We start from the raw sequence: 17,741 nt of genomic DNA on the forward strand, positions 1-17,741 counted from the left end.
GCGATGAAAAAGGGGGAGTCGGCCGATAAGCCGGGTTCTGTCGAGGACAGCCATTCCTCTAGGGACGACGTCACCGTCATCCTCGAGCAACCTACCCGAACCCGACGCGGGCCACGCCATGGGGTTCCTATTTGGTCTTGCTCCGAGTGGGGTTTACCGTGCCACGCACTGTTACCAGGCGCGCGGTGCGCTCTTACCGCACCCTTTCACCCTTACCGGCCTCCCGCGGGAGACGTAGGCGGTCTGCTCTCTGCTGCACTTTCCGTCGGCTCGCGCCGCCCAGGCGTTACCTGGCACTCTGCCCTATGGAGCCCGGACTTTCCTCCCCCGCCCCGATCCACCGACCGGGGCAGCGGCGACTGTCTGGCCAACTCCCGACGCAAGCATACCAGCGCCCCGCGCGCCCCTCAATCGCCATGCCCGTCCTTGAGTGCCTGGGCCTTGGCATACCAGGCCTTCTTGGCCCCGCCCAGGGTACGGGCCGCCACCGCAGCGGCCTGCTTGACCCCGACGCCCTCGGCGAGCATGGCCGTAAGCAGGGCATCGGCCGCGATGACCGAAGCCGCGTCGGCCGACCGGGGGGCGGCGCCCGCCACCATGATCACGAACTCGCCCCGGGCCTGGTCCGGGTCCTGCGCCATCCGCGCCAGCAGCGCTTCGGCACTGCCGTCGAGGAAGGTCTCGAAGGCCTTGGTCAGCTCCCGGGCCAGCACCAGGCGACGCTCACCGAACGTCACCGCCAGATCGGCCAGGGTAGCGCGGATGCGATGCGGCGACTCGTAGAAGACCAGGGTCTCGTCGCGCTCGGCCAGTGCCTCGAGGCGGGCGCGCCGCGCCCCGCCCTTCGCCGGCAAAAAGCCGCTGAACAGGAAGCGATCGGTGGGCAGCCCGGCTGCGGAAAGCGCCGCCACCAGGGCGCAGGCACCCGGCACCGGAACGATGCGTCGCCCTCGGGCCCGCAGCTCGCGCACCAGCACGAAGCCCGGGTCACTGATGAGGGGGGTGCCGGCATCGCTGACCAGCGCGACATCCTCCCCCACCGCCAGGCGGGCGTCGAGCTGCTCGACCCGGGTGGCCTCATTGTGCTCGTGGAGCGACAGCATGGCAGGCATGATGCCAAGATGGCGCAGCAGGCGCGCCGTATGGCGCGTGTCCTCGGCGGCCACCAAGGCCACGTCGCCGAGCACCCTCGCCGCCCGCGGGCTCAGGTCCTCCAGATTCCCAATCGGCGTGGCGACCACGTACAATGAACCGGCAAACGCGTCTGACATCTAGGCTCCCTGGGCACTGTCCGGACAGGGGACAAGGAAAGGTACATGCACATCTCGTCTCGCGGCCTGCTGGCCGCTGCGCTGACCGCGCTGCTGCTGGCCGGCTGCGGCCTCCAGCCCGGCATCATCGAACGCCCGTCCCCGGCCGATCCCGACCGCCTGCTCCAGCAGGCCGCCCAGCAGGCCCCCGACCAAGCCGCCCTGACGCGGCTCGAGGCCGCGGACATCCTAGCACGCGAGGGCCGCCGCCCCCAGGCACTCGAGGTCGCCCGGGAGATCGACGACCGCCAGCTGGCTCCCGAGGCGCGCCGGCGCTGGGCCCTGTTGCTCTCGGCGCTCGGCGAGAGCGAGAACGCGCCCCGGGCGGTGCTCCAGGCCACCGAACTGCTGGACGAGGTCGACCTCCCCCGCGAGCAGGCCCTGGTGCTCCTGGAGCGCCAGGGCATGGCGCTGAGCCGGGTCGACGAGCCCGAGGCTGCCGTCAGGGCACTGCTGCGGGTGCAGGCCGCCACCGACCGGGAAGACCTCAACGACCCCATCTGGCAGCAACTCTCGCGCCTGGCCCCCAGCACGCTCGCCGAGCTGGGCCGCGGCGCCGATGAACTGACCCGAGGCTGGCTGACCCTGGCCGAGCTGGTACGCGACGGCGGCGGTGATATCGCCCGACTCCTGGCGCGCCTCGATGACTGGCGCGTGCGCTACCGTGGCCACCCTGCCACCCGACGCCTGCCGGAGGAGATCACGGCCCTGCGGGCGCTGCGTGGCCAGGAGGTTCGCCACATCGCCGTCCTGCTCCCGGAGTCGGGGCCCCTGGCCGGGATCGCGGACGCCCTGAAAAAGGGCATGCGCACCCACCACCTCAGCGTGCTCAACGAGGGGGGCCGCGGGGTGCAACTGACCTTCCTCGATACCCGCCAGGCCGGTCTCGACACGCTCTACCAGGAAGCCGTCGACCGGGGCGCCCAGGTGGTGATCGGCCCGCTGGACAAGGATCGGGTCAGCGCCCTGGAACGACGCGAGCAGGTGCCGCTGCCCACGCTGGCCCTGAACTACGGCGAGGGCGAGCGCAACCACGCCAAAGGCCTCTTCCAGTATGGCCTGTCCGCCGAGGACGAGGCGCGCCTGGCGGCGCGACGCGCCTGGATGGATGGCCATCGTCGCGCCTCCCTGCTGGTGCCGGACAACGCCTGGGGACGCCGGGTCGGCGAGGCCTTCTTCACCGCCTGGCGGGAGCGCGGCGGGGAGATCGCCCATGCGGTGCGCTACAACCCCGGCATCCCGGCCACCGAGGCGACACGGCGCGCCGTCCAGAACCCCACGCCGGACATGCTGTTCCTGCTGGCCCTTCCCGACTACGCCCGGCAGGTGCCCCCGACGCTGGACTACTACTACGCCGGCGACCTGCCGATCTACGCCACCTCCCATCTCTATCAGGGCCAGCCTCAGCCCAGGCTCGACCGGGACCTCGACGACGTGATGTTCGTGGACATCCCCTGGCAGATTCCCGATGCCGCCGTGGGGGGCGTGGAGGCGCTCCCCTTCCTGACGAACTATCACCAGCTGCGCGAGGAGTCCGACCCCACCCTGTTTCGCCTGATGGCCATGGGTGTCGACGCCTATGAACTGGCGCGGCGCCTGCCGCAGTTCCTGGCGATTCCCGACAGCGAGTTCTTCGGTGCGACCGGCACCCTCACCATCGCCGAGGACGGCCGGATCCATCGGCGCCTGCCCTGGGCGCGTTTCGCCGACGGCATCCCGCAGCCGGTACTCTCCCCAGGCGTCTTCGCCGATGACCGGGCCCGCTGACGCCCGGGCCCGCGGGGCGCGGATCGAGCGCCTCGCCGCCGACTGGCTCGCCGACCGGGGACTGGTGCGGGTCGCTGCCAACCAGCATGCCAAGGGTGGCGAGATCGATCTGGTGATGCGCGACGGCGAGACGCTGGTCTTCGTGGAGGTTCGCCACCGTGCCGACAGCCGCCATGGACACCCGCTGGAGACCATCACCGCCACCAAGCAGCGCCGCCTGATCCGGGCGGCGCGTTTTTATCTCCAGCGCAACGGGCTATCATGTGCCTGCCGCTTCGATGTGCTGGCCGTCACCGGCACGCCTCCCGCCCTCGAGTTCACCTGGGTGGCCAATGCCTTCGAAGCCGTCTGATCGGTCACGCCAATCCGCCAAAGGACCCGGAACCCGCATGGACTTCCAGCAGCGCATACTCGGCCACTTCAACGCCAGCATCGATACCAAGACCTACGCCAGCGAGGTACTGCCTCCCTTCATCGAGGTCGCCAGTCAGATGATGGTGCAGAGCCTGGTCAATGAGGGCAAGATCCTGGCCTGCGGCAATGGCGGCAGCGCCGGGGACAGCCAGCACTTCTCCTCGGAGCTGCTCAATCGCTTCGAGCGCGAGCGGCCCAGCCTGCCGGCCCTGGCCCTGACCACCGACACCTCCACGCTGACCTCGATCGCCAACGACTACACCTACAACGAGGTGTTCTCCAAGCAGGTGCGCGCCCTCGGTCAGCCCGGCGACATCCTGCTGGCGATCTCCACCAGCGGCAATTCGGCCAACGTCATCCAGGCCATCCAGGCGGCCCATGACCGCGACATGACCGTGGTCGCCCTTACCGGTCGCGATGGCGGCGACATGGCCTCACTGCTCGGCCAGGATGACTGCGAGATCCGGGTGCCCGCCACCTCCACCGCCCGTATCCAGGAGGTTCACCTGCTGGTGATCCACTGCCTGTGTGATTTGATCGACGAACAACTCTTCGGCGCAAGCGAGTGATTCCATGACTGCAAGACTTCGACTCATTCCCCCGGTTGTCGGCATGCTGCTGCTGCTGTCCGGCTGTTCCTCCACCGCCCTCACCGCGGCCACGACCGAAGGCCCCATCCGGGAGCATTACGGCACCCGCACCGAGGGCACCAAGGTTGAGGACCAGAGCATCGAGACCAAGATCGACCACAACCTGGGGGCCACCGACGCCCGCCTGGCCGACGCGCGCATCAGCGTCGACAGCTTCAACGGCATCGTCCTGCTGACCGGCCAGGTGCCCAGCCAGGAGCTGAAGGCGATGGCCGGCGAAGTGGCCAATCAGGTGCGCAATGTCCGCGAGGTGCACAATGAACTGACCATCGCCGCGAACCTGCCGGCTAGCCAGAGACTGCAGGATACCTGGATCACCACCAAGGTACGCACGACCCTGGCGACCCAAGGGCCGGTCGACGTCAACCGGCTGCATGTCGTCACCGAGAACGGCAGTGTCTACCTGATGGGCATCGTCACCCGGGCCGAGGCGGACCGCATCGTCAACATGGCCTCCAGCGCCGGCGGCATGCAGCGCATCGTCAAGGTCTTCGACTACATCGACTGACGCATCCCCAACGCGAAATGGCAGGCCACCAGGCCTGCCGTTTCGCGTTGTCGACCACAAATGGCTTGCCGCCTCAGCGCCTCACTTGATCACCCTAAGCGCCGGACGCCCCTTGTGTCGCGAGGCCGCCTCCTTGCCTTCGGTCTCCTCGGCATCCTGGCCACCGGACTCGACGCCGGCCAGTGAGGGGCCGGCATCCTGGGTGCTATCATCGGCTTCGTCGGCGGGCACCTCCGGCATGACCGGCTCATGACCGAAGACCATGCCTACACCATTCTCTCGGGCATAGAGCGCCACCAGCGCCTCGGTCGGCACCCACACCTGCATCGGCTGGCCACCGAACCGAGCCGCGAAGCCGATGGCGTCGTTTTCCATGAACAGGTCGCGCACCGCCGTCGGCCCGAGGTTAAGCACGATCTGGCCGTTCTGGACGAACTGCCGGGGCACCTCGACACCCGGCTGTTCGGCATCGACGACGATGTAGGGCGTCAACTCATTGTCCAGCAGCCACTGGTACAGCGCCCTGGCAAGATAGGGGCGACTCGATTGCATCGGCTGGCTCTCCGTGAAACGGCCCCCACCCATCGGCAGGGGCGGAATGTATGGTCTCAGGCGCGGATCTCCCGCTCGCGCTCGCTGAGCGCCGCCTTGAACCCTTCTCGATCGAAGACGCGTGCCATGTAGTCCATCAGCGGCTTGACCTGCTTCTCGGGCAACTCGATATCCAGCTGGGGAAGCCGCCAGAGGATCGGTGCCAGGCAGCAATCCACGAGGGTAAATTCCTCGCTCATGAAAAACGGCATGTCCTCGAAGATCGGCGAGATACCGATCAGACTCTCGCGCAGCTCCTTGCGCGCCTTGTCGGCTTCCTTCCGGGAACCGCTCTGGACCTGTTCGACCAGCGGGCACCATTCACGTTCGATGCGGTGCATCCACAGCCGACTCTGCGCTCGCGCCACAGGGTAGACCGGCAGCAAGGGAGGATGCGGGAAGCGCTCGTCGAGGTACTCCATCATCACCTTGGATTCGTAGAGCACCAGGTCCCTGTCGAGCAGGGTAGGCACGCTATTGTAGGGATTGAGGTCGGCGAGCTCCTCGGGATGGTGCTCATCGGTCACCTCGACGATGTCCACCGCTACCCCTTTCTCGGCGAGCACGATGCGCACCCGGTGACTGAAATGATCGTCACCTCCGGAATAGAAGATCATCGACGACCGCTTGGCCACTACACCCATGTAACAATCCTCGCATCAGTTCGAGCCAAGATGATAACACGACCACCCCCGGCCTGGGGGCCGTCGTGACGCCTCCACCGCCAGACAGACACCACGAGGGCGCATGCCCCATGGCCATGCGCCCTCGTGACCTGCCTCACCGGTGGATCAGTGAATGTCGCGCCAGTACTCGCGCTTAAGCAGGTAAGCGATGACACCGAAGATGAAGATGAAGATCAGCACCTTCGGCCCCAGCGCCTGGGCCTGGAGCTTGGTGGGCTCACCCACGTAGGCCAGGAAGTTGGTGATGTCGTACACCGCTGCCTCGAACTCGTCGGGCTCCATCGAGCCGGGTTTCGTCACCTGCAGGGTCTCGCAGGACTGATACTTGCCGGTCAATGGATCGAGTTCGGCCCCCTCGATGGGATGGTCGGAGGCGGCACAGACCTTCTCCTGCACGCCCTGCAGCGGTTCCAGCACGTTGGGCATGGCGACCAGCGGGAAGACCGCGTTATTGACGCCGGTGGGCCGCGACGCATCCTTGTAGAAGCTCAGCAGGTAGGAGTAGATCCAGTCGGTACCGCGCAGCCGCGCCTCGAGGGTCAGGTCCGGCGGCGCGGCACCGAACCAGTTCTCCGCATCACCGCTGTTCATGGCGATATGCATCTGGTCGTTGAAGCCCAGTTCCTCGGCGAAGATCAGGTTCTCCTCGACCAGATCCTGAGGCATATTCAGGTCTTCGGCGGCGCGGGCGAAGCGCTGATGCTCCAGGGAGTGACAGCCCATGCAGTAGTTCACATAAAGCTTCATGCCATTCTGCAGCGATGCCTGATCGTGCAGGTCCGGCTCCATGGAGTACGGCACACTCGCTCCCCCCGCGGCCATCGCCGTGAAGGGCACCAGCGCGACAAGCAGTGCGAACAGTTGCTTTTTCATTAGCCAGTCACCCTTTCCGGAACGGGTTTGGTCTTCTCCAGCCGGGTATAGAACGGCATCAGCAAGAAGAAGGCGAAGTAGATGACGGTGCACACCTGGGACAGCAAAGTGCGCCCCTCGGTAACCGGCAATACCCCGAGCACGCCCAGGATCACGAAGCTGATCGCGAACAGCGCCAGCATCACCTTGGAGATCCAGCCCTTGTAGCGCATGGAGCGCACCGGGCTTCGATCGAGCCAGGGCAACACGAAAAGCACCGCGATGGCCGCCCCCATGCAGATCACGCCGAGGAACTTGGCATCGAGGCCGAACAGCGAGAAGGTGATCGCGCGAAGGATCGCGTAGAAGGGCGTGAAGTACCACACCGGCGCGATATGGTCGGGTGTCTTCAGCGGGTTGGCCGGTTCGAAGTTGGGCTTCTCGATGAAGTAGCCACCCCCCTCGGGGAAGTAGAACACCACCACACAGAACACGAACAGGAAGACCGCCACGCCGACGAGGTCCTTCACCGTGTAGTAGGGATGGAAGGGAATGCCGTCCAGGGGCTTACCGGTCTCGTCCTTCTTCTTCTTGATGTCGATGCCGTCGGGGTTGTTGGAACCGACTTCGTGCAGGGCGATGATGTGAAGCACCACCAGCGCCAGGATCACGATGGGCAGTGCCACCACGTGCAAGGCGAAGAAGCGGTTCAGGGTGATACCGGAAATCAGGAAGTCACCGCGCACCCACTGGGCCAGATCCGGCCCGATGGCGGGGATGGCCGAGAACAGCGAGATGATGACCTGCGCCCCCCAGTAGGACATCTGGCCCCAAGGCAGCAGGTAGCCCATGAAGGCCTCGGCCATGAGCAGCAGGTAGATGGCCATGCCGAAGATCCACACCAGTTCGCGGGGCGCCTTGTAGGAGCCATAGAGCAGACCGCGGAACATGTGCAGGTAGACCACCACAAAGAAGGCCGACGCCCCGGTAGTGTGCATGTAGCGAATCAGCCAGCCCCACTCCACATCGCGCATGATGTACTCGACGGAGGCGAAGGCGCCTTCCGCCGTGGGATTGAAGCTCATGGTCAGCCAGACCCCGGTGAGGATCTGGTTGACCAGTACCAGCAGGGCCAGCGAGCCGAAGAAGTACCAGAAGTTGAAGTTCTTCGGGGCATAGTACTTGGCCATATGGTCCTGCCACATCTGGGTGGCGGGGAAGCGGTCATCGACCCAACGCATGAACCCGCGCTCCGCCTTGGCCTTGTTGGGGTTAGCCATCAGGCAGTCTCCTTGTCTTCGCCGACGGTGATGACATCATCAGAGTCGAAGCGGTAAGGGGGGACCTCGAGATTGGTCGGGGCCGGTACGTTGACGAACACGCGCCCGGCGAGGTCGAAACGTGAGCCATGGCAGGGACAGAAGAAGCCGCCGGGCCAGTCATCGACCCCGACGCCCTCGGCGTTGGGTTCAGGCTTGAACAGCGGTGAACAGCCGAGATGGGTGCAGATGCCGATCAGCACACCGATCTCGGGCTTGATGGAGCGCAGCGGGCCATCGGCGTACTCGGGCTGCTGGGGCACGCTGGAATCCGCATCGGCCAGGCGAGAAGGGTCGATGGACTCGGTGCGCTCGATCATTTCCGGCGATCGATTGAGAATCCAGATGGGCCGACCTCGCCACTCGACGGTCATGCGCTGACCGGGTTCGAGTTTCGACACGTCCGCCTGGACGGGGGCACCCGCCGCTCTTGCCCTGGCACTGGGCTGCCAGGAAGCCACAAAGGGGACCGCAACCCCGACGACACCCACCGCACCCACGACGGTGGTGGCGCCCACGAGGAAACGGCGCCGCCCTTTGTTTACGCCGTTGTCTGCCATTACAAGGTTTCTCCCATCAGCTTACCCGCTCACTCATCACGAGCGCACAAATGTCCCGCGACCACGGATACCAAATGTGTCTATGGTAAAAAATCATGCCCCCCTGCACAAGGACATTGCCCCGTGACCAAGGTGGCAGACCAGCAACAACTCTTTGATCCAGCAAAAAAAACGCCCAGGCGTAACACCCGGGCGTCTTCCTGGATCAGGGCAAATGCATCACCGCTTGGAGAACTGCGGACGGCGGCGTGCCTTGCGCAGCCCCACCTTCTTGCGCTCGACCTGGCGAGCGTCGCGGGTCACATAGCCGGCCTCGCGCAGCGGCTTGCGGAAATCCTCGTTGTACTCCATCAGGGCACGGGTGATGCCGTGACGGATGGCGCCCGCCTGGGCGGAGCCACCACCGCCCTTGACGGTAACATAGGCATCGAACTGGCCGAGGGTCTCGGTCAGCTCGAGGGGCTGACGGACCACCATGCGACCGGTGACGCGACCGAAGTACTCATTGAGATCACGGCTGTTGACGGTGATCTTGCCGGTGCCCGGCTTCAAGAAGACCCGGGCGGTAGAGGTCTTGCGGCGACCGGTACCGTAATACTGCTGTGTCATGGCGAAGACTCCCTCAGATGTTCAGTTCTTGCGGCTGCTGGGCGGCGTGCGGGTGCTCGGTGCCGGCGTAGACCTTGAGCTTGGAGTACATGGCACGACCCAGCGGGCCCTTCGGGAGCATGCCCTTGACCGCGGACTCGATGACGCGCTCGGGGGCGTGAGCAATCATCTTCTCGAAGTTCATGGAGCGGAGGCCACCTGGATAGCCGGTGTGGCGATAGTAGTTCTTGGCGCTGGCCTTGTTGCCGGTGACCTTCACCTTCTCGGCATTGATCACGACGATGTAGTCGCCGGTGTCGACGTGCGGGGTGTATTCCGGCTTGTGCTTGCCGCGCAGGCGACGCGCGATCTCGGTGGCCAGGCGGCCGAGTGTCTTGTCCGCCGCGTTGACGACGTACCAGTCGCGCTGGACGGACTGCGGCTTGGCAGTGAACGTCTTCATGGGTGAATCACCAAATCGATGTATTGGGTCCTGACACCGGCAGGCCGGCGGGGACCATCCCTATTCTTCTTGGTTGCCGCCCGGGGCGACAACGGTCGAGCGAGCGCGCATTCTACACGAGCCGCCACCGGCAAGGCAATGCCAGCGCGCGCTTGCTGCGGGCTGCGGGCTGCGGGCTGCGGGCTGCGGGCTGCGGGCTGCGGGCAGCCTCCGTCTTATCGGGCTGGCTGCCAACTGCTCGAAGCTCGTGGGCTCGAAGCCCGTAGCTCCCGGCAAAGCCGGGTCAGGGCTTGTGCGGCAACGCCAGGTAGTCGTGGGACTGCATCTCCTGGAGCCGCGACAGGGTCCGCTGGAACTCGAACTCCAGCTTGCCGCCCTGGTAGAGGTCCTCCGCCGGCGCTTCGGCGGACATCAGCAGCTTGACGCCACGGTCATAGAACTCGTCGACCATGTTGATGAAGCGCCGAGCCTGGTCGTCGGTGGCCCCACTCATGCAGGTGACATTGGAGACCAGCACGCTGTGAAACTCCCGGGCCAGTTCGATGTAGTCGTTCTGGCTGCGTGGGCCGTCGCACAGCTCACGGAACTCGAACCACACCACGTCGTCGTGCAGCCGCCGGCTACGCAGCACCCGGTGATTGATCTCGATGGGGGCATCGGACTCCCCTTCATGCCCGGCAATCTCGCGAAAGCTGCGGGCCAGCTCGGCCTCGGCCTCGGCGTCCAGGGGCGAATGGAAGATCTCGGCGCGCTCCAGGGCCCGCAGACGATAGTCGATCCCGGAATCCACGTTGACTACCTTGCAGTGGCGCTCGAGCAGGTCGATGGCCGGCAGGAAACGGGCCCGCTGCAGGCCCTCCTTGTAGAGATCAGCGGGCACGATGTTGGAGGTCGCTACCAGTACCACCCCCTTGGCGAACAGGGCCTCGAGCAGGTTGGCGAGGATCATGGCATCGGTGATGTCCTTGACGAAGAACTCATCGAAGCAGATCACCCGTGCCTCGTCAGCGAACTTGCCGGCGATCAGGGTCAGCGGGTTACGCTCGCCTTTGCAGTGCTCCAACTCGTTGTGCACCCGCTGCATGAAGCGATGGAAGTGGGTACGCATCTTGTCGGGAAACGGCAGCGCCTCGTAGAAGGTGTCCACCAGGTAGGTCTTGCCGCGCCCCACACCTCCCCAGAGGTAAAGCCCCGAGACCGGCGGCAATGCCGGCGCCGCCGGTGTGTCCTCACGCCTGCCGAATAGCCCTGCCACGCGAGACCTGAGCCCCTTGCCGGTCGCTGTGGGGCGGGGTCGGGTACGCGGCGTCGCCACCAGCTCGTCGTAGAGATGCTGAAGGTGCTCCACCGCCTGCTGCTGGGCGGGATCGAACTGGAAGTCGTCGCGCTCGAGATCGGCCCGATAGCGCGCCATCGGCGGAAGCGCCTCGCGGGTTACCGATGTCGTGTCACTCTCGCTCATGTGCATTCCTGGCGGCCTGTCCTTGGGTCGTTCAAGAGAACGATTATACGCCAGCCGCCCGCGCGTTGGCATGGCCCCGCGTTGACCCCATGCTCCGCTTCGACCGTATAATGCCGGTGTATCGCTCTCGTCTGGTGTGACGGGTCGTCTGACAGTTTCAGGGAGAATGACGTGGACGAAAGCAACATCAACTGGGTGCTGGCCATCGCCTGTCTGCTGGCGGGTATAGGCATCGGTGCGCTGGGCTATCACCTGCTCCATACCGGCGCCGGGACGCAGCAGAAGCTGCGCCAGCGCCTCGCGGAGCGTGACCGCGAACTGGTGGACATCAAGGACGGCATGGGAGACCGCCTGGAACGCCTCACCCAGCTGGCCGAGAGCCTGCGCCGCGAAAGCCAGCGCCTGGAGGAGGAAGTCGAAGCGGCCAGCGGCACCCTGGGCGCTCCCTCGCTGCGCCGCCAGGCCATGGACCTCGTGTCCCGCGGCGAGACACCATCCGACGAAGACGCGGTCGCGGTGCCCCGCGACTATGCCGACGGCAACCGTGGCACCCTTTCCGAGGACTACGGCCTGCGCCATCAGGAAGCCGCCAGTTCCCAACCGCTCCGCCACTGAGAGACCGCCCGGCGCCCTGCCCGGAACACGGCAGGGGCAGCGCCCACTGGCTCAGGCGGGGTTGTCGATATCCACGAACCGGTGGGTGACCCCAAGCTCATTAACCAGCCACTCCCCCAATGCCCTGACGCCGTCGCGCTCCGTGGCGTGATGGCCGGCAGCCAGGTAGTGGAGCCCCATCTCCCGGGCCAGGTGGGTGGTCCGCTCGGAAATCTCCCCGGAGATAAAGGCTTCGGCTCCTGCCTCGGCGGCGAGGCCAATCATGTCTTGGGCCCCACCGGTACACCACGCGACCCGACGGAGCTCTCCCCCACCCGGCGCCTCGACCAGCAGCGGCGCACGCCCGAGCCGTTCGCCGACATGCGCGGCGAGCGACGCCCCGTCAAGACCAGATGGCGGCGTACCCAACCAGACCAGCCCTTCACCCAGCTCCCCATCGGCACAGCCGGTGACCTCGAAGCCCAGCCGCCGAGCCAGCTCGGCGTTGTTGCCCAGCCCCGGATGGGCATCCAGGGGCAGATGATAGGCGAGCAGGTTGATGTCGTGACCTAGCAGGGTCGCCAGGCGCCGGCGCTTCATGCCGGTGATGGTGACCGGCTCGTTCTTCCAGAAGTAGCCGTGGTGGACCAGCACCAGGTCCGCCTGCCAGGCCACCGCCTCGTCGAGCAGGGCCTGGCAGGCGGTCACCCCGGTCATCACCCGTGTCACCTTCTCCCGGCCGGCCACCTGCAGGCCATTCACGGTATAATCCTTGAAGCGTTCCGCCCCAAGCAGTCGATCACAGGCAGCGACCAGGTCGTCACGATGCGTCATGCAGCCTCCGGGCGTGGTCAGGATGACAATGTTACACTCTGTCGATTGTACTCAGCGGGCAGGCGGCCCGCGACCCTGCTCAAATGACGAGGACCCCCGCCGCATGCGACGCACCCTGTGGCGTTCAGCCTTCCCCTATCTGTGGCCCGTGATCATCGGCGTGCTGCTGGCCATCGTGCTGCTCAATGCCTTCCCGCGCCTGCTGGGTCCCGAGTCGACACCCTCGGAGTCACCTGATCGACCACCGGCCGACATGGCCCCCGCCGATGCCGCGACTCGCTCCTCCCCCGACCTGCGCCAGGCCGCACCGCTGGACCGCGGTCAGGGTCCGGTGAGCTATGCCGAGGCCGTGGAGCGTGCCGCCCCCGCCGTGGTCAACATCTACTCGTCGCGGGTCGTGGAGCGCGATGCCCACCCCCTGATGTCGGACCCCTTCTTCCGTCAGTTCTTCGGCGACGAGCTACCCTCCCGCCAACGCATGCTATCGAGCCTCGGCTCCGGCGTCATCGTCAGCGATGATGGCTATGTGCTGACCAACCATCATGTCATCCAGGGCGCCGATCAGATCCAGGTGGCGCTGCGGGACGGCCGCGAGACCTTGGCCGAGGTGGTGGGCACCGACCCGGAGAGCGACCTGGCGGTGCTACGCATCGGCCTGGACGACCTGCCGGTGATTCGGCTCAGCGACTCCACCCGGGTCGCCGTGGGCGACGTGTCGCTGGCCATCGGCAACCCCTTCGGCGTGGGTCAGACCGTGACCATGGGCATCATCAGTGCCACCGGTCGCAGCCATCTGGGCCTCAACGCCTACGAAGACTTTATCCAGACCGATGCGGCCATCAACCCCGGCAACTCCGGCGGCGCCCTGGTCAATCCCGAAGGCGCCCTGGTGGGCATCAACACCGCCATCTTTTCCCGCTCCGGCGGCTCCCAGGGAATCGGTTTCGCCATTCCCGCCAACCTGGCCCGCAACATCCTCGAGGAGATCGTGACCCTCGGCCGCGTGGTCCGCGGCTGGCTGGGGGTCGAGGCCCAGGAGCTCAACCCGGAACTGGCCGCCTCCTTCGGCCTCAAGGCACCGGCTGGGGTGATCATCGCCGGCGTGGTACCGGGCGGCCCCGCCGACCAGGCCGGCCTGCAGCCCGGCGACGTGCTCTTAGAGGTCGACGGCGAGCCGATCCTCGACCCACGCCAGACCATGAGCGACATCGCGGCGGTCAAGCCGGGCATGTTACTGCCGGTGACGGTGGTGCGCGGCGGCGAACGCGTCGAGGTGGAGCTGACGGTAGGTGAGCGTCCCACCCCGCGAATGCCGTCCCGCGACCGCCCACCGGCACGTCCCACCCCCTGAGGCAACCTCCCTGGCGACGCCCCCGCCGTCAGGTGGTGCGGCCGCGATCCACGAGGCCTCAGTCGCGGATGCGATACTCGGCACTGCGGGCGTGGGCGGTCAGGGATTCGCCCCGAGCCAGCACCGAGGCGGTACGCCCCAACTCGCTGGCGCCTTCGGGCGAGCAGTGGATGATCGAGGAGCGCTTCTGGAAGTCATAGACCCCCAGCGGCGAGGAAAAGCGCGCGGTGCCGGAGGTCGGCAGCACGTGATTGGGGCCGGCACAGTAGTCACCGAGGGCCTCGGCCGTATAACGGCCCATGAAGATCGCCCCGGCGTGACGGATCGCCGGCAACAGGGCTTCCGGCTCGGCCAGCGACAGCTCCAGGTGCTCCGGGGCGATACGGTTGACCAGTGCCACGGCCTCGTCCCGATCCCGACACGCGATCAGCGCCCCACGGCTGGCGAGCGATTCCCGCACGATGGCTTCGCGGTCCAGCGTCGGCAGCAGGCGCTCGATGGCCGCCTCCACCTCCGCCAGGTGCTCGCTCTCCCAGCTCACCAGGAGGGCCTGGGCATTCTCGTCATGCTCGGCCTGAGAGAAAAGGTCCATGGCCAGCCACTCCGGGTCGGTCCCACCGTCGGAGACCACCAGGATCTCAGAGGGTCCAGCAATCATGTCGATGCCCACCTGGCCGAACACCGCCCGCTTGGCGGTGGCCACATAGATGTTGCCGGGACCCACGATCTTGTCGACCCGGGGCACCGTTTCGGTGCCATAGGCCAGGGCCGCCACCGCTTGGGCCCCGCCGAGGGTGAAGACATGATCGACACCGGCCAGGTGCGCCGCCGCCAGCACCAGCTCGTTGAGCACCCCGTCGGGGGTGGGCACCACCATGACGATCTCGGGCACGCCGGCCACGTGGGCCGGAATCGCGTTCATCAGCACCGAGGAAGGATAGGCCGCCTTGCCCCCCGGTACATAGATACCGGCCCGGTCCAGGGGGGTGATCTGCTGGCCCAGCACGCTGCCGTCGGCCTCGGTGTAGCGCCAGGACTCGGGCTTCTGACGCTCGTGATAGGCCCGAATGCGCTCGGCTGCCTGCGAGAGCGCCTCGCGCTGCGCCTCGGGCAGCCCCTCATAGGCCTCACGAAGCCGCTCGGGGCCCACGGCCAGCTCGGCCATCCCCGTCACCGCGAGACGGTCGAAGCGGTTGCTGTATTCCACCAGGGCCGCATCGCCCCGTGCCTTGACCGTGGCGAGGATCTCGTCGACCCGATGCTGCACCTCGGCATCCGACACCCCTTCCCAGGCCAGCAGGGCCTCGAGACGAGCATCGAAGTCGGCATCCCGAGTGGAAAGGCGGGCCAGTGTCGCACCGGCAACGGGAGAATCACTCATGACGGGTGGGTCCTGTCGGAAAGGGAACGAGAACGCTATCCTGCCGCGGCGCAGCGCGGCGGGCAAGGTGCCGGCGGCTATGAGGCCGAGACAGCGGCGCTATCACGACGGCTGACGACCGCCTCGCGCAGGCGCTGGATCAGCGGCTTGAGGCGTTCATGCTTCATGGTCATGGCCGCCTTGTTGACCACCAGGCGAGTACTGACCGGGGCGATCAGCTCGCGGGGCTCCATGCCGTTGGCCCGCAAGGTGTTGCCCGTATCGACGATATCGACGATCTCATCGGCCAGGTTCATCAGGGGGGCCAGCTCCATGGCGCCATAGAGCTTAATCACCTCGGCCTGGATGCCCTGCTCGGCGTAATAGCGCCGCGCCACGTTGACGAACTTGGTGGCCACCCGGCGGCGCGCCCGGGCCGGCTCGGCGCCGGTGATGCCCGCGGTCATCAGCTTGCAGCGGGCGATTTCCAGGTCCAGCGGCTCGTAGAGCCCCTCGGCGCCATGCTCCAGCAGCACGTCCTTGCCGGCCACGCCGACATCGGCGGCGCCGAGCTGTACATAGGTGGGCACATCGGTGGCCCGCAGGATCACCAGCTTCACATCGGCCAGGTTGGTGTCGAACAGCAGCTTGCGGCTGGCTTCCAGGTCCTCGGCGGGTGCGATGCCGGCATCGGCCAGTAGCGGCAGGGTCTCGTGGAGAATGCGGCCCTTGGAGAGGGCCAGAATCAGTTCCTTGCTCATGGTCTCGCCTGTTGTCGGCTCAGCCGGGAATGCGCTTGATGCGCGCCCCCAGCAGCTGCAGTTTTTCCTCGATGCACTCGTAGCCGCGATCGATATGGTAGATACGGTCGACCAGCGTCTCGCCCTCGGCCATCATCGCCGCGATCACCAACGAGGCGGAGGCCCGCAGGTCGGTGGCCATGACCGGGGCCCCGGAGAGGGTCTCGACCCCGGTGACCACGGCGGTATTGCCCTCCAGGGCGATGTCGGCGCCCATCCGATTGAGTTCCTGAACGTGCATGAAGCGATTCTCGAAGATGGTCTCCACGACCCGCGCGGTGCCCTCGGCTACCGCGTTGAGCGCCACGAACTGGGCCTGCATGTCGGTGGGAAAGGCCGGATAGGGGGCCGTGCGCACATTGACCGCCCTCGGTCGCCGGCCCTGCATGTCGAGCGCGATCCAACCCTCGCCGGTGGTGATAGTGGCCCCGGCTTCCTCCAGCTTGGCCAACACCGCTTCGAGGATGTCGGCCCGGGTGTTGCGCACCCGCACCCGCCCCCGGGACAGCGCCGCGGCGACCAGGAAGGTGCCGGTCTCGATGCGATCCGGCATGACGTCGTGCTCGGCGCCGTGCAACCGCTCGACGCCGTCGATGACGATGGTGTCGGTGCCGTGACCCCGAATCCTCGCGCCCATCTTGATCAGGCATTCCGCCAGATCGACGATTTCGGGCTCCCGGGCGGCATTCTCCAGCACCGTGGTGCCTTCCGCCAGCGTGGCCGCCATCAGCAGGTTCTCGGTGCCGGTCACGGTGACGGTATCGAAGAAGATGGTAGCCCCCTGGAGCCGACCGTCAGCGCGGGCCCGGATATAGCCCCCCTCGACATGGATCTCGGCGCCCATGGCCTCCAGGCCGCGGAGATGCAGGTCCACGGGGCGTGAGCCAATAGCACACCCCCCCGGCAGCGAGACGTCGGCATGGCCGAAGTGGGCCAGCAGCGGCCCCAGCACCAGGATCGAGGCGCGCATCTTCTTGACCAGCTCATAGGGCGCATGGCACTCGGTCACCTGGGCGCCATCGAGCTGGATACTCATTTGCTCGCCCATCACCGGCTGCATGCCCATGTGCCCAAGCAGTTCCAGGGTGGTGGTGATGTCCTGGAGATGCGGCAGGTTGCCGATGGTCACCGGCTCGTCGGCCAGCAAGGTCGCGCAGAGGATCGGCAGGGCGGCGTTCTTGGCACCGCTGGCCCAGACCTCGCCGTCGACGGGACCATTCCCGGTAATGATCAGCTTGTCCATGACGGATCGCTCTTCAGGCCCCCGGGTTCTCGGCGGCGGTCTGCCACTGGGCGGGGGTATAGGTCTTGATGCTCACGGCATGCAGGGCGCCGGAGGCGATCTCCTCGGAGAGCGCCCCATAGATGAGCTGCTGGCGCTTGACCGGTGACAGCCCCTCGAAGGCCTCACCGACGGCCACCACCTGGAAGTTGCAGCCTTCGCCCTGGATATGGAATTCGCAGCCCTCGACGCGACGCTCGAGCAGCGCCTTGACCTCACTGGGTTGCATGGAACCGGCCCTCCTGTGATTGCGCGGTGGACGATCCGCCAGCCGACCGATGTCGCTGGCGTGATCACGAAGCCGCCATGGTAAAGAAAAGCCGTGCGCTTGGCGATGCCGTCCTGCCGGG

General features: G+C 66.5%; 20 protein-coding genes and 1 other RNA gene. 6 read left to right on the forward strand and 15 right to left on the reverse strand.

Annotated elements, in window-relative coordinates; translation table 11 throughout:
* Positions 1 to 10: 10 nt before the first annotated feature.
* Together rnpB and rsmI are read right to left on the reverse strand one after the other, a co-directional pair.
* Positions 11 to 375: RNase P RNA component class A (gene rnpB, locus FHR94_RS14250), an RNA gene on the reverse strand.
* 32 nt (positions 376 to 407) lie between these two features.
* Positions 408 to 1,271: a 16S rRNA (cytidine(1402)-2'-O)-methyltransferase gene (gene rsmI, locus FHR94_RS14255; protein ID WP_183326438.1), complete on the reverse strand. Its 864-nt coding sequence runs from the start codon at positions 1,269 to 1,271 to the stop codon at positions 408 to 410.
* Between the two features lie 45 nt (positions 1,272 to 1,316).
* On the opposite strand from rsmI, the gene FHR94_RS14260 reads away from it, so the two are divergent.
* Genes FHR94_RS14260 through FHR94_RS14275 form a run of 4 tightly spaced genes read left to right on the forward strand, consistent with a single transcriptional unit; the run spans position 1,317 to position 4,649 of the window.
* Positions 1,317 to 3,077: a penicillin-binding protein activator gene (locus FHR94_RS14260; RefSeq protein WP_183326440.1), complete on the forward strand. Its 1,761-nt coding sequence runs from the start codon at positions 1,317 to 1,319 to the stop codon at positions 3,075 to 3,077.
* Positions 3,061 to 3,429 (forward strand): YraN family protein, encoded by a 369-nt coding sequence (locus FHR94_RS14265; RefSeq protein WP_183326442.1) that lies wholly within the window; start codon positions 3,061 to 3,063, stop codon positions 3,427 to 3,429. Before FHR94_RS14260 ends, FHR94_RS14265 begins: the two co-directional genes overlap by 17 nt.
* Positions 3,430 to 3,466: 37 nt before the next feature.
* Positions 3,467 to 4,060: a phosphoheptose isomerase gene (locus FHR94_RS14270; RefSeq protein WP_183326444.1), complete on the forward strand. Its 594-nt coding sequence runs from the start codon at positions 3,467 to 3,469 to the stop codon at positions 4,058 to 4,060.
* A 4-nt stretch (positions 4,061 to 4,064) separates the two neighbouring features.
* Positions 4,065 to 4,649: a BON domain-containing protein gene (locus FHR94_RS14275; RefSeq protein WP_183326446.1), complete on the forward strand. Its 585-nt coding sequence runs from the start codon at positions 4,065 to 4,067 to the stop codon at positions 4,647 to 4,649.
* 81 nt (positions 4,650 to 4,730) lie between these two features.
* Here the strand turns inward: FHR94_RS14275 and FHR94_RS14280 are convergent, their stop codons facing one another.
* The 8 genes from FHR94_RS14280 to zapE form a co-directional block, all read right to left on the reverse strand.
* Positions 4,731 to 5,201, reverse strand: a complete 471-nt coding sequence (locus tag FHR94_RS14280; RefSeq protein WP_183326448.1) for a ClpXP protease specificity-enhancing factor — start codon at positions 5,199 to 5,201, stop codon at positions 4,731 to 4,733.
* 56 nt (positions 5,202 to 5,257) lie between these two features.
* Positions 5,258 to 5,884, reverse strand: a complete 627-nt coding sequence (gene sspA / locus FHR94_RS14285; RefSeq protein ID WP_183326451.1) for a stringent starvation protein SspA — start codon at positions 5,882 to 5,884, stop codon at positions 5,258 to 5,260.
* Between the two features lie 147 nt (positions 5,885 to 6,031).
* Positions 6,032 to 6,799, reverse strand: coding sequence for a cytochrome c1 (locus tag FHR94_RS14290; protein WP_183326453.1), 768 nt, complete (start codon positions 6,797 to 6,799; stop codon positions 6,032 to 6,034).
* A complete protein-coding gene (locus FHR94_RS14295) occupies positions 6,799 to 8,058 on the reverse strand; it encodes a cytochrome b (protein ID WP_183326455.1) in 1,260 nt (419 codons plus the stop codon). Before FHR94_RS14295 ends, FHR94_RS14290 begins: the two co-directional genes overlap by 1 nt.
* Complete coding sequence (gene petA, locus FHR94_RS14300) at positions 8,058 to 8,657, reverse strand: ubiquinol-cytochrome c reductase iron-sulfur subunit (protein ID WP_183326457.1); 600 nt, start codon at positions 8,655 to 8,657, stop codon at positions 8,058 to 8,060. Before petA ends, FHR94_RS14295 begins: the two co-directional genes overlap by 1 nt.
* A 219-nt stretch (positions 8,658 to 8,876) precedes the next feature.
* Positions 8,877 to 9,266, reverse strand: coding sequence for a 30S ribosomal protein S9 (gene rpsI / locus FHR94_RS14305; protein WP_183326459.1), 390 nt, complete (start codon positions 9,264 to 9,266; stop codon positions 8,877 to 8,879).
* A 13-nt stretch (positions 9,267 to 9,279) separates the two neighbouring features.
* Complete coding sequence (rplM, locus tag FHR94_RS14310) at positions 9,280 to 9,708, reverse strand: 50S ribosomal protein L13 (RefSeq protein WP_183326461.1); 429 nt, start codon at positions 9,706 to 9,708, stop codon at positions 9,280 to 9,282.
* Positions 9,709 to 9,991: 283 nt separating this feature from the next.
* A complete protein-coding gene (gene zapE, locus FHR94_RS14315; RefSeq protein WP_246389975.1) occupies positions 9,992 to 11,170 on the reverse strand; it encodes a cell division protein ZapE in 1,179 nt (392 codons plus the stop codon).
* A gap of 171 nt (positions 11,171 to 11,341) precedes the next feature.
* Between zapE and FHR94_RS14320 the strand changes: the two genes are divergently transcribed.
* The gene (locus FHR94_RS14320; protein WP_183326463.1) at positions 11,342 to 11,785 is read left to right on the forward strand and encodes a ZapG family protein; all 444 of its coding nucleotides are present in this window, start codon (positions 11,342 to 11,344) and stop codon (positions 11,783 to 11,785) included.
* A 51-nt stretch (positions 11,786 to 11,836) separates the two neighbouring features.
* On the opposite strand, the gene FHR94_RS14325 is transcribed toward FHR94_RS14320, so the two are convergent.
* Positions 11,837 to 12,598, reverse strand: coding sequence for a Nif3-like dinuclear metal center hexameric protein (locus FHR94_RS14325; RefSeq protein WP_183326465.1), 762 nt, complete (start codon positions 12,596 to 12,598; stop codon positions 11,837 to 11,839).
* Between the two features lie 103 nt (positions 12,599 to 12,701).
* Here FHR94_RS14325 and FHR94_RS14330 point away from each other — a divergent pair, with 103 nt between their 5' ends.
* Positions 12,702 to 13,949, forward strand: coding sequence for a Do family serine endopeptidase (locus FHR94_RS14330; protein ID WP_183326467.1), 1,248 nt, complete (start codon positions 12,702 to 12,704; stop codon positions 13,947 to 13,949).
* A gap of 58 nt (positions 13,950 to 14,007) precedes the next feature.
* On the opposite strand, the gene hisD is transcribed toward FHR94_RS14330, so the two are convergent.
* The 4 genes from hisD to FHR94_RS14350 form a co-directional block, all read right to left on the reverse strand.
* On the reverse strand, positions 14,008 to 15,330 hold the full coding sequence (gene hisD, locus FHR94_RS14335) for a histidinol dehydrogenase (RefSeq protein WP_183326469.1): 1,323 nt from the start codon (positions 15,328 to 15,330) through the stop codon (positions 14,008 to 14,010).
* A 77-nt stretch (positions 15,331 to 15,407) separates the two neighbouring features.
* A complete protein-coding gene (hisG, locus tag FHR94_RS14340; RefSeq protein ID WP_183326471.1) occupies positions 15,408 to 16,070 on the reverse strand; it encodes an ATP phosphoribosyltransferase in 663 nt (220 codons plus the stop codon).
* Between the two features lie 19 nt (positions 16,071 to 16,089).
* Entirely contained in the window at positions 16,090 to 17,352 is a 1,263-nt protein-coding gene (gene murA, locus FHR94_RS14345) for a UDP-N-acetylglucosamine 1-carboxyvinyltransferase (RefSeq protein ID WP_183326473.1), read from the reverse strand.
* 13 nt (positions 17,353 to 17,365) lie between these two features.
* Positions 17,366 to 17,620 carry a BolA family protein gene (locus FHR94_RS14350; protein WP_183326475.1) on the reverse strand — a complete coding sequence of 85 codons (255 nt, stop codon included), beginning with the start codon at positions 17,618 to 17,620 and terminating at the stop codon, positions 17,366 to 17,368.
* Positions 17,621 to 17,741 lie beyond the last annotated feature (121 nt).

It is taken from the genome of Halomonas cerina (assembly GCF_014192215.1).
Taxonomy (GTDB): domain Bacteria; phylum Pseudomonadota; class Gammaproteobacteria; order Pseudomonadales; family Halomonadaceae; genus Halomonas; species Halomonas cerina.

Excerpts from the sequence above, each read along its gene's own strand:
- petA (WP_183326457.1), bottom strand. The coding sequence starts at position 8,657 with ATGGCAGACAACGGCGTAAACAAAGGGCGGCGCCGTTTCCTCGTGGGC.
- FHR94_RS14325 (WP_183326465.1), bottom strand. The coding sequence starts at position 12,598 with ATGACGCATCGTGACGACCTGGTCGCTGCCTGTGATCGACTGCTTGGG.
- FHR94_RS14295 (WP_183326455.1), bottom strand. The coding sequence starts at position 8,058 with ATGGCTAACCCCAACAAGGCCAAGGCGGAGCGCGGGTTCATGCGTTGG.
- FHR94_RS14270 (WP_183326444.1), top strand. The coding sequence starts at position 3,467 with ATGGACTTCCAGCAGCGCATACTCGGCCACTTCAACGCCAGCATCGAT.
- murA (WP_183326473.1), bottom strand. The coding sequence starts at position 17,352 with ATGGACAAGCTGATCATTACCGGGAATGGTCCCGTCGACGGCGAGGTC.
- rplM (WP_183326461.1), bottom strand. The coding sequence starts at position 9,708 with ATGAAGACGTTCACTGCCAAGCCGCAGTCCGTCCAGCGCGACTGGTAC.
- FHR94_RS14260 (WP_183326440.1), top strand. The coding sequence starts at position 1,317 with ATGCACATCTCGTCTCGCGGCCTGCTGGCCGCTGCGCTGACCGCGCTG.
- FHR94_RS14350 (WP_183326475.1), bottom strand. The coding sequence starts at position 17,620 with ATGCAACCCAGTGAGGTCAAGGCGCTGCTCGAGCGTCGCGTCGAGGGC.
- FHR94_RS14280 (WP_183326448.1), bottom strand. The coding sequence starts at position 5,201 with ATGCAATCGAGTCGCCCCTATCTTGCCAGGGCGCTGTACCAGTGGCTG.
- FHR94_RS14265 (WP_183326442.1), top strand. The coding sequence starts at position 3,061 with ATGACCGGGCCCGCTGACGCCCGGGCCCGCGGGGCGCGGATCGAGCGC.
- rpsI (WP_183326459.1), bottom strand. The coding sequence starts at position 9,266 with ATGACACAGCAGTATTACGGTACCGGTCGCCGCAAGACCTCTACCGCC.
- FHR94_RS14330 (WP_183326467.1), top strand. The coding sequence starts at position 12,702 with ATGCGACGCACCCTGTGGCGTTCAGCCTTCCCCTATCTGTGGCCCGTG.
- hisG (WP_183326471.1), bottom strand. The coding sequence starts at position 16,070 with ATGAGCAAGGAACTGATTCTGGCCCTCTCCAAGGGCCGCATTCTCCAC.
- hisD (WP_183326469.1), bottom strand. The coding sequence starts at position 15,330 with ATGAGTGATTCTCCCGTTGCCGGTGCGACACTGGCCCGCCTTTCCACT.
- zapE (WP_246389975.1), bottom strand. The coding sequence starts at position 11,170 with ATGAGCGAGAGTGACACGACATCGGTAACCCGCGAGGCGCTTCCGCCG.
- sspA (WP_183326451.1), bottom strand. The coding sequence starts at position 5,884 with ATGGGTGTAGTGGCCAAGCGGTCGTCGATGATCTTCTATTCCGGAGGT.
- FHR94_RS14275 (WP_183326446.1), top strand. The coding sequence starts at position 4,065 with ATGACTGCAAGACTTCGACTCATTCCCCCGGTTGTCGGCATGCTGCTG.
- rsmI (WP_183326438.1), bottom strand. The coding sequence starts at position 1,271 with ATGTCAGACGCGTTTGCCGGTTCATTGTACGTGGTCGCCACGCCGATT.
- FHR94_RS14290 (WP_183326453.1), bottom strand. The coding sequence starts at position 6,799 with ATGAAAAAGCAACTGTTCGCACTGCTTGTCGCGCTGGTGCCCTTCACG.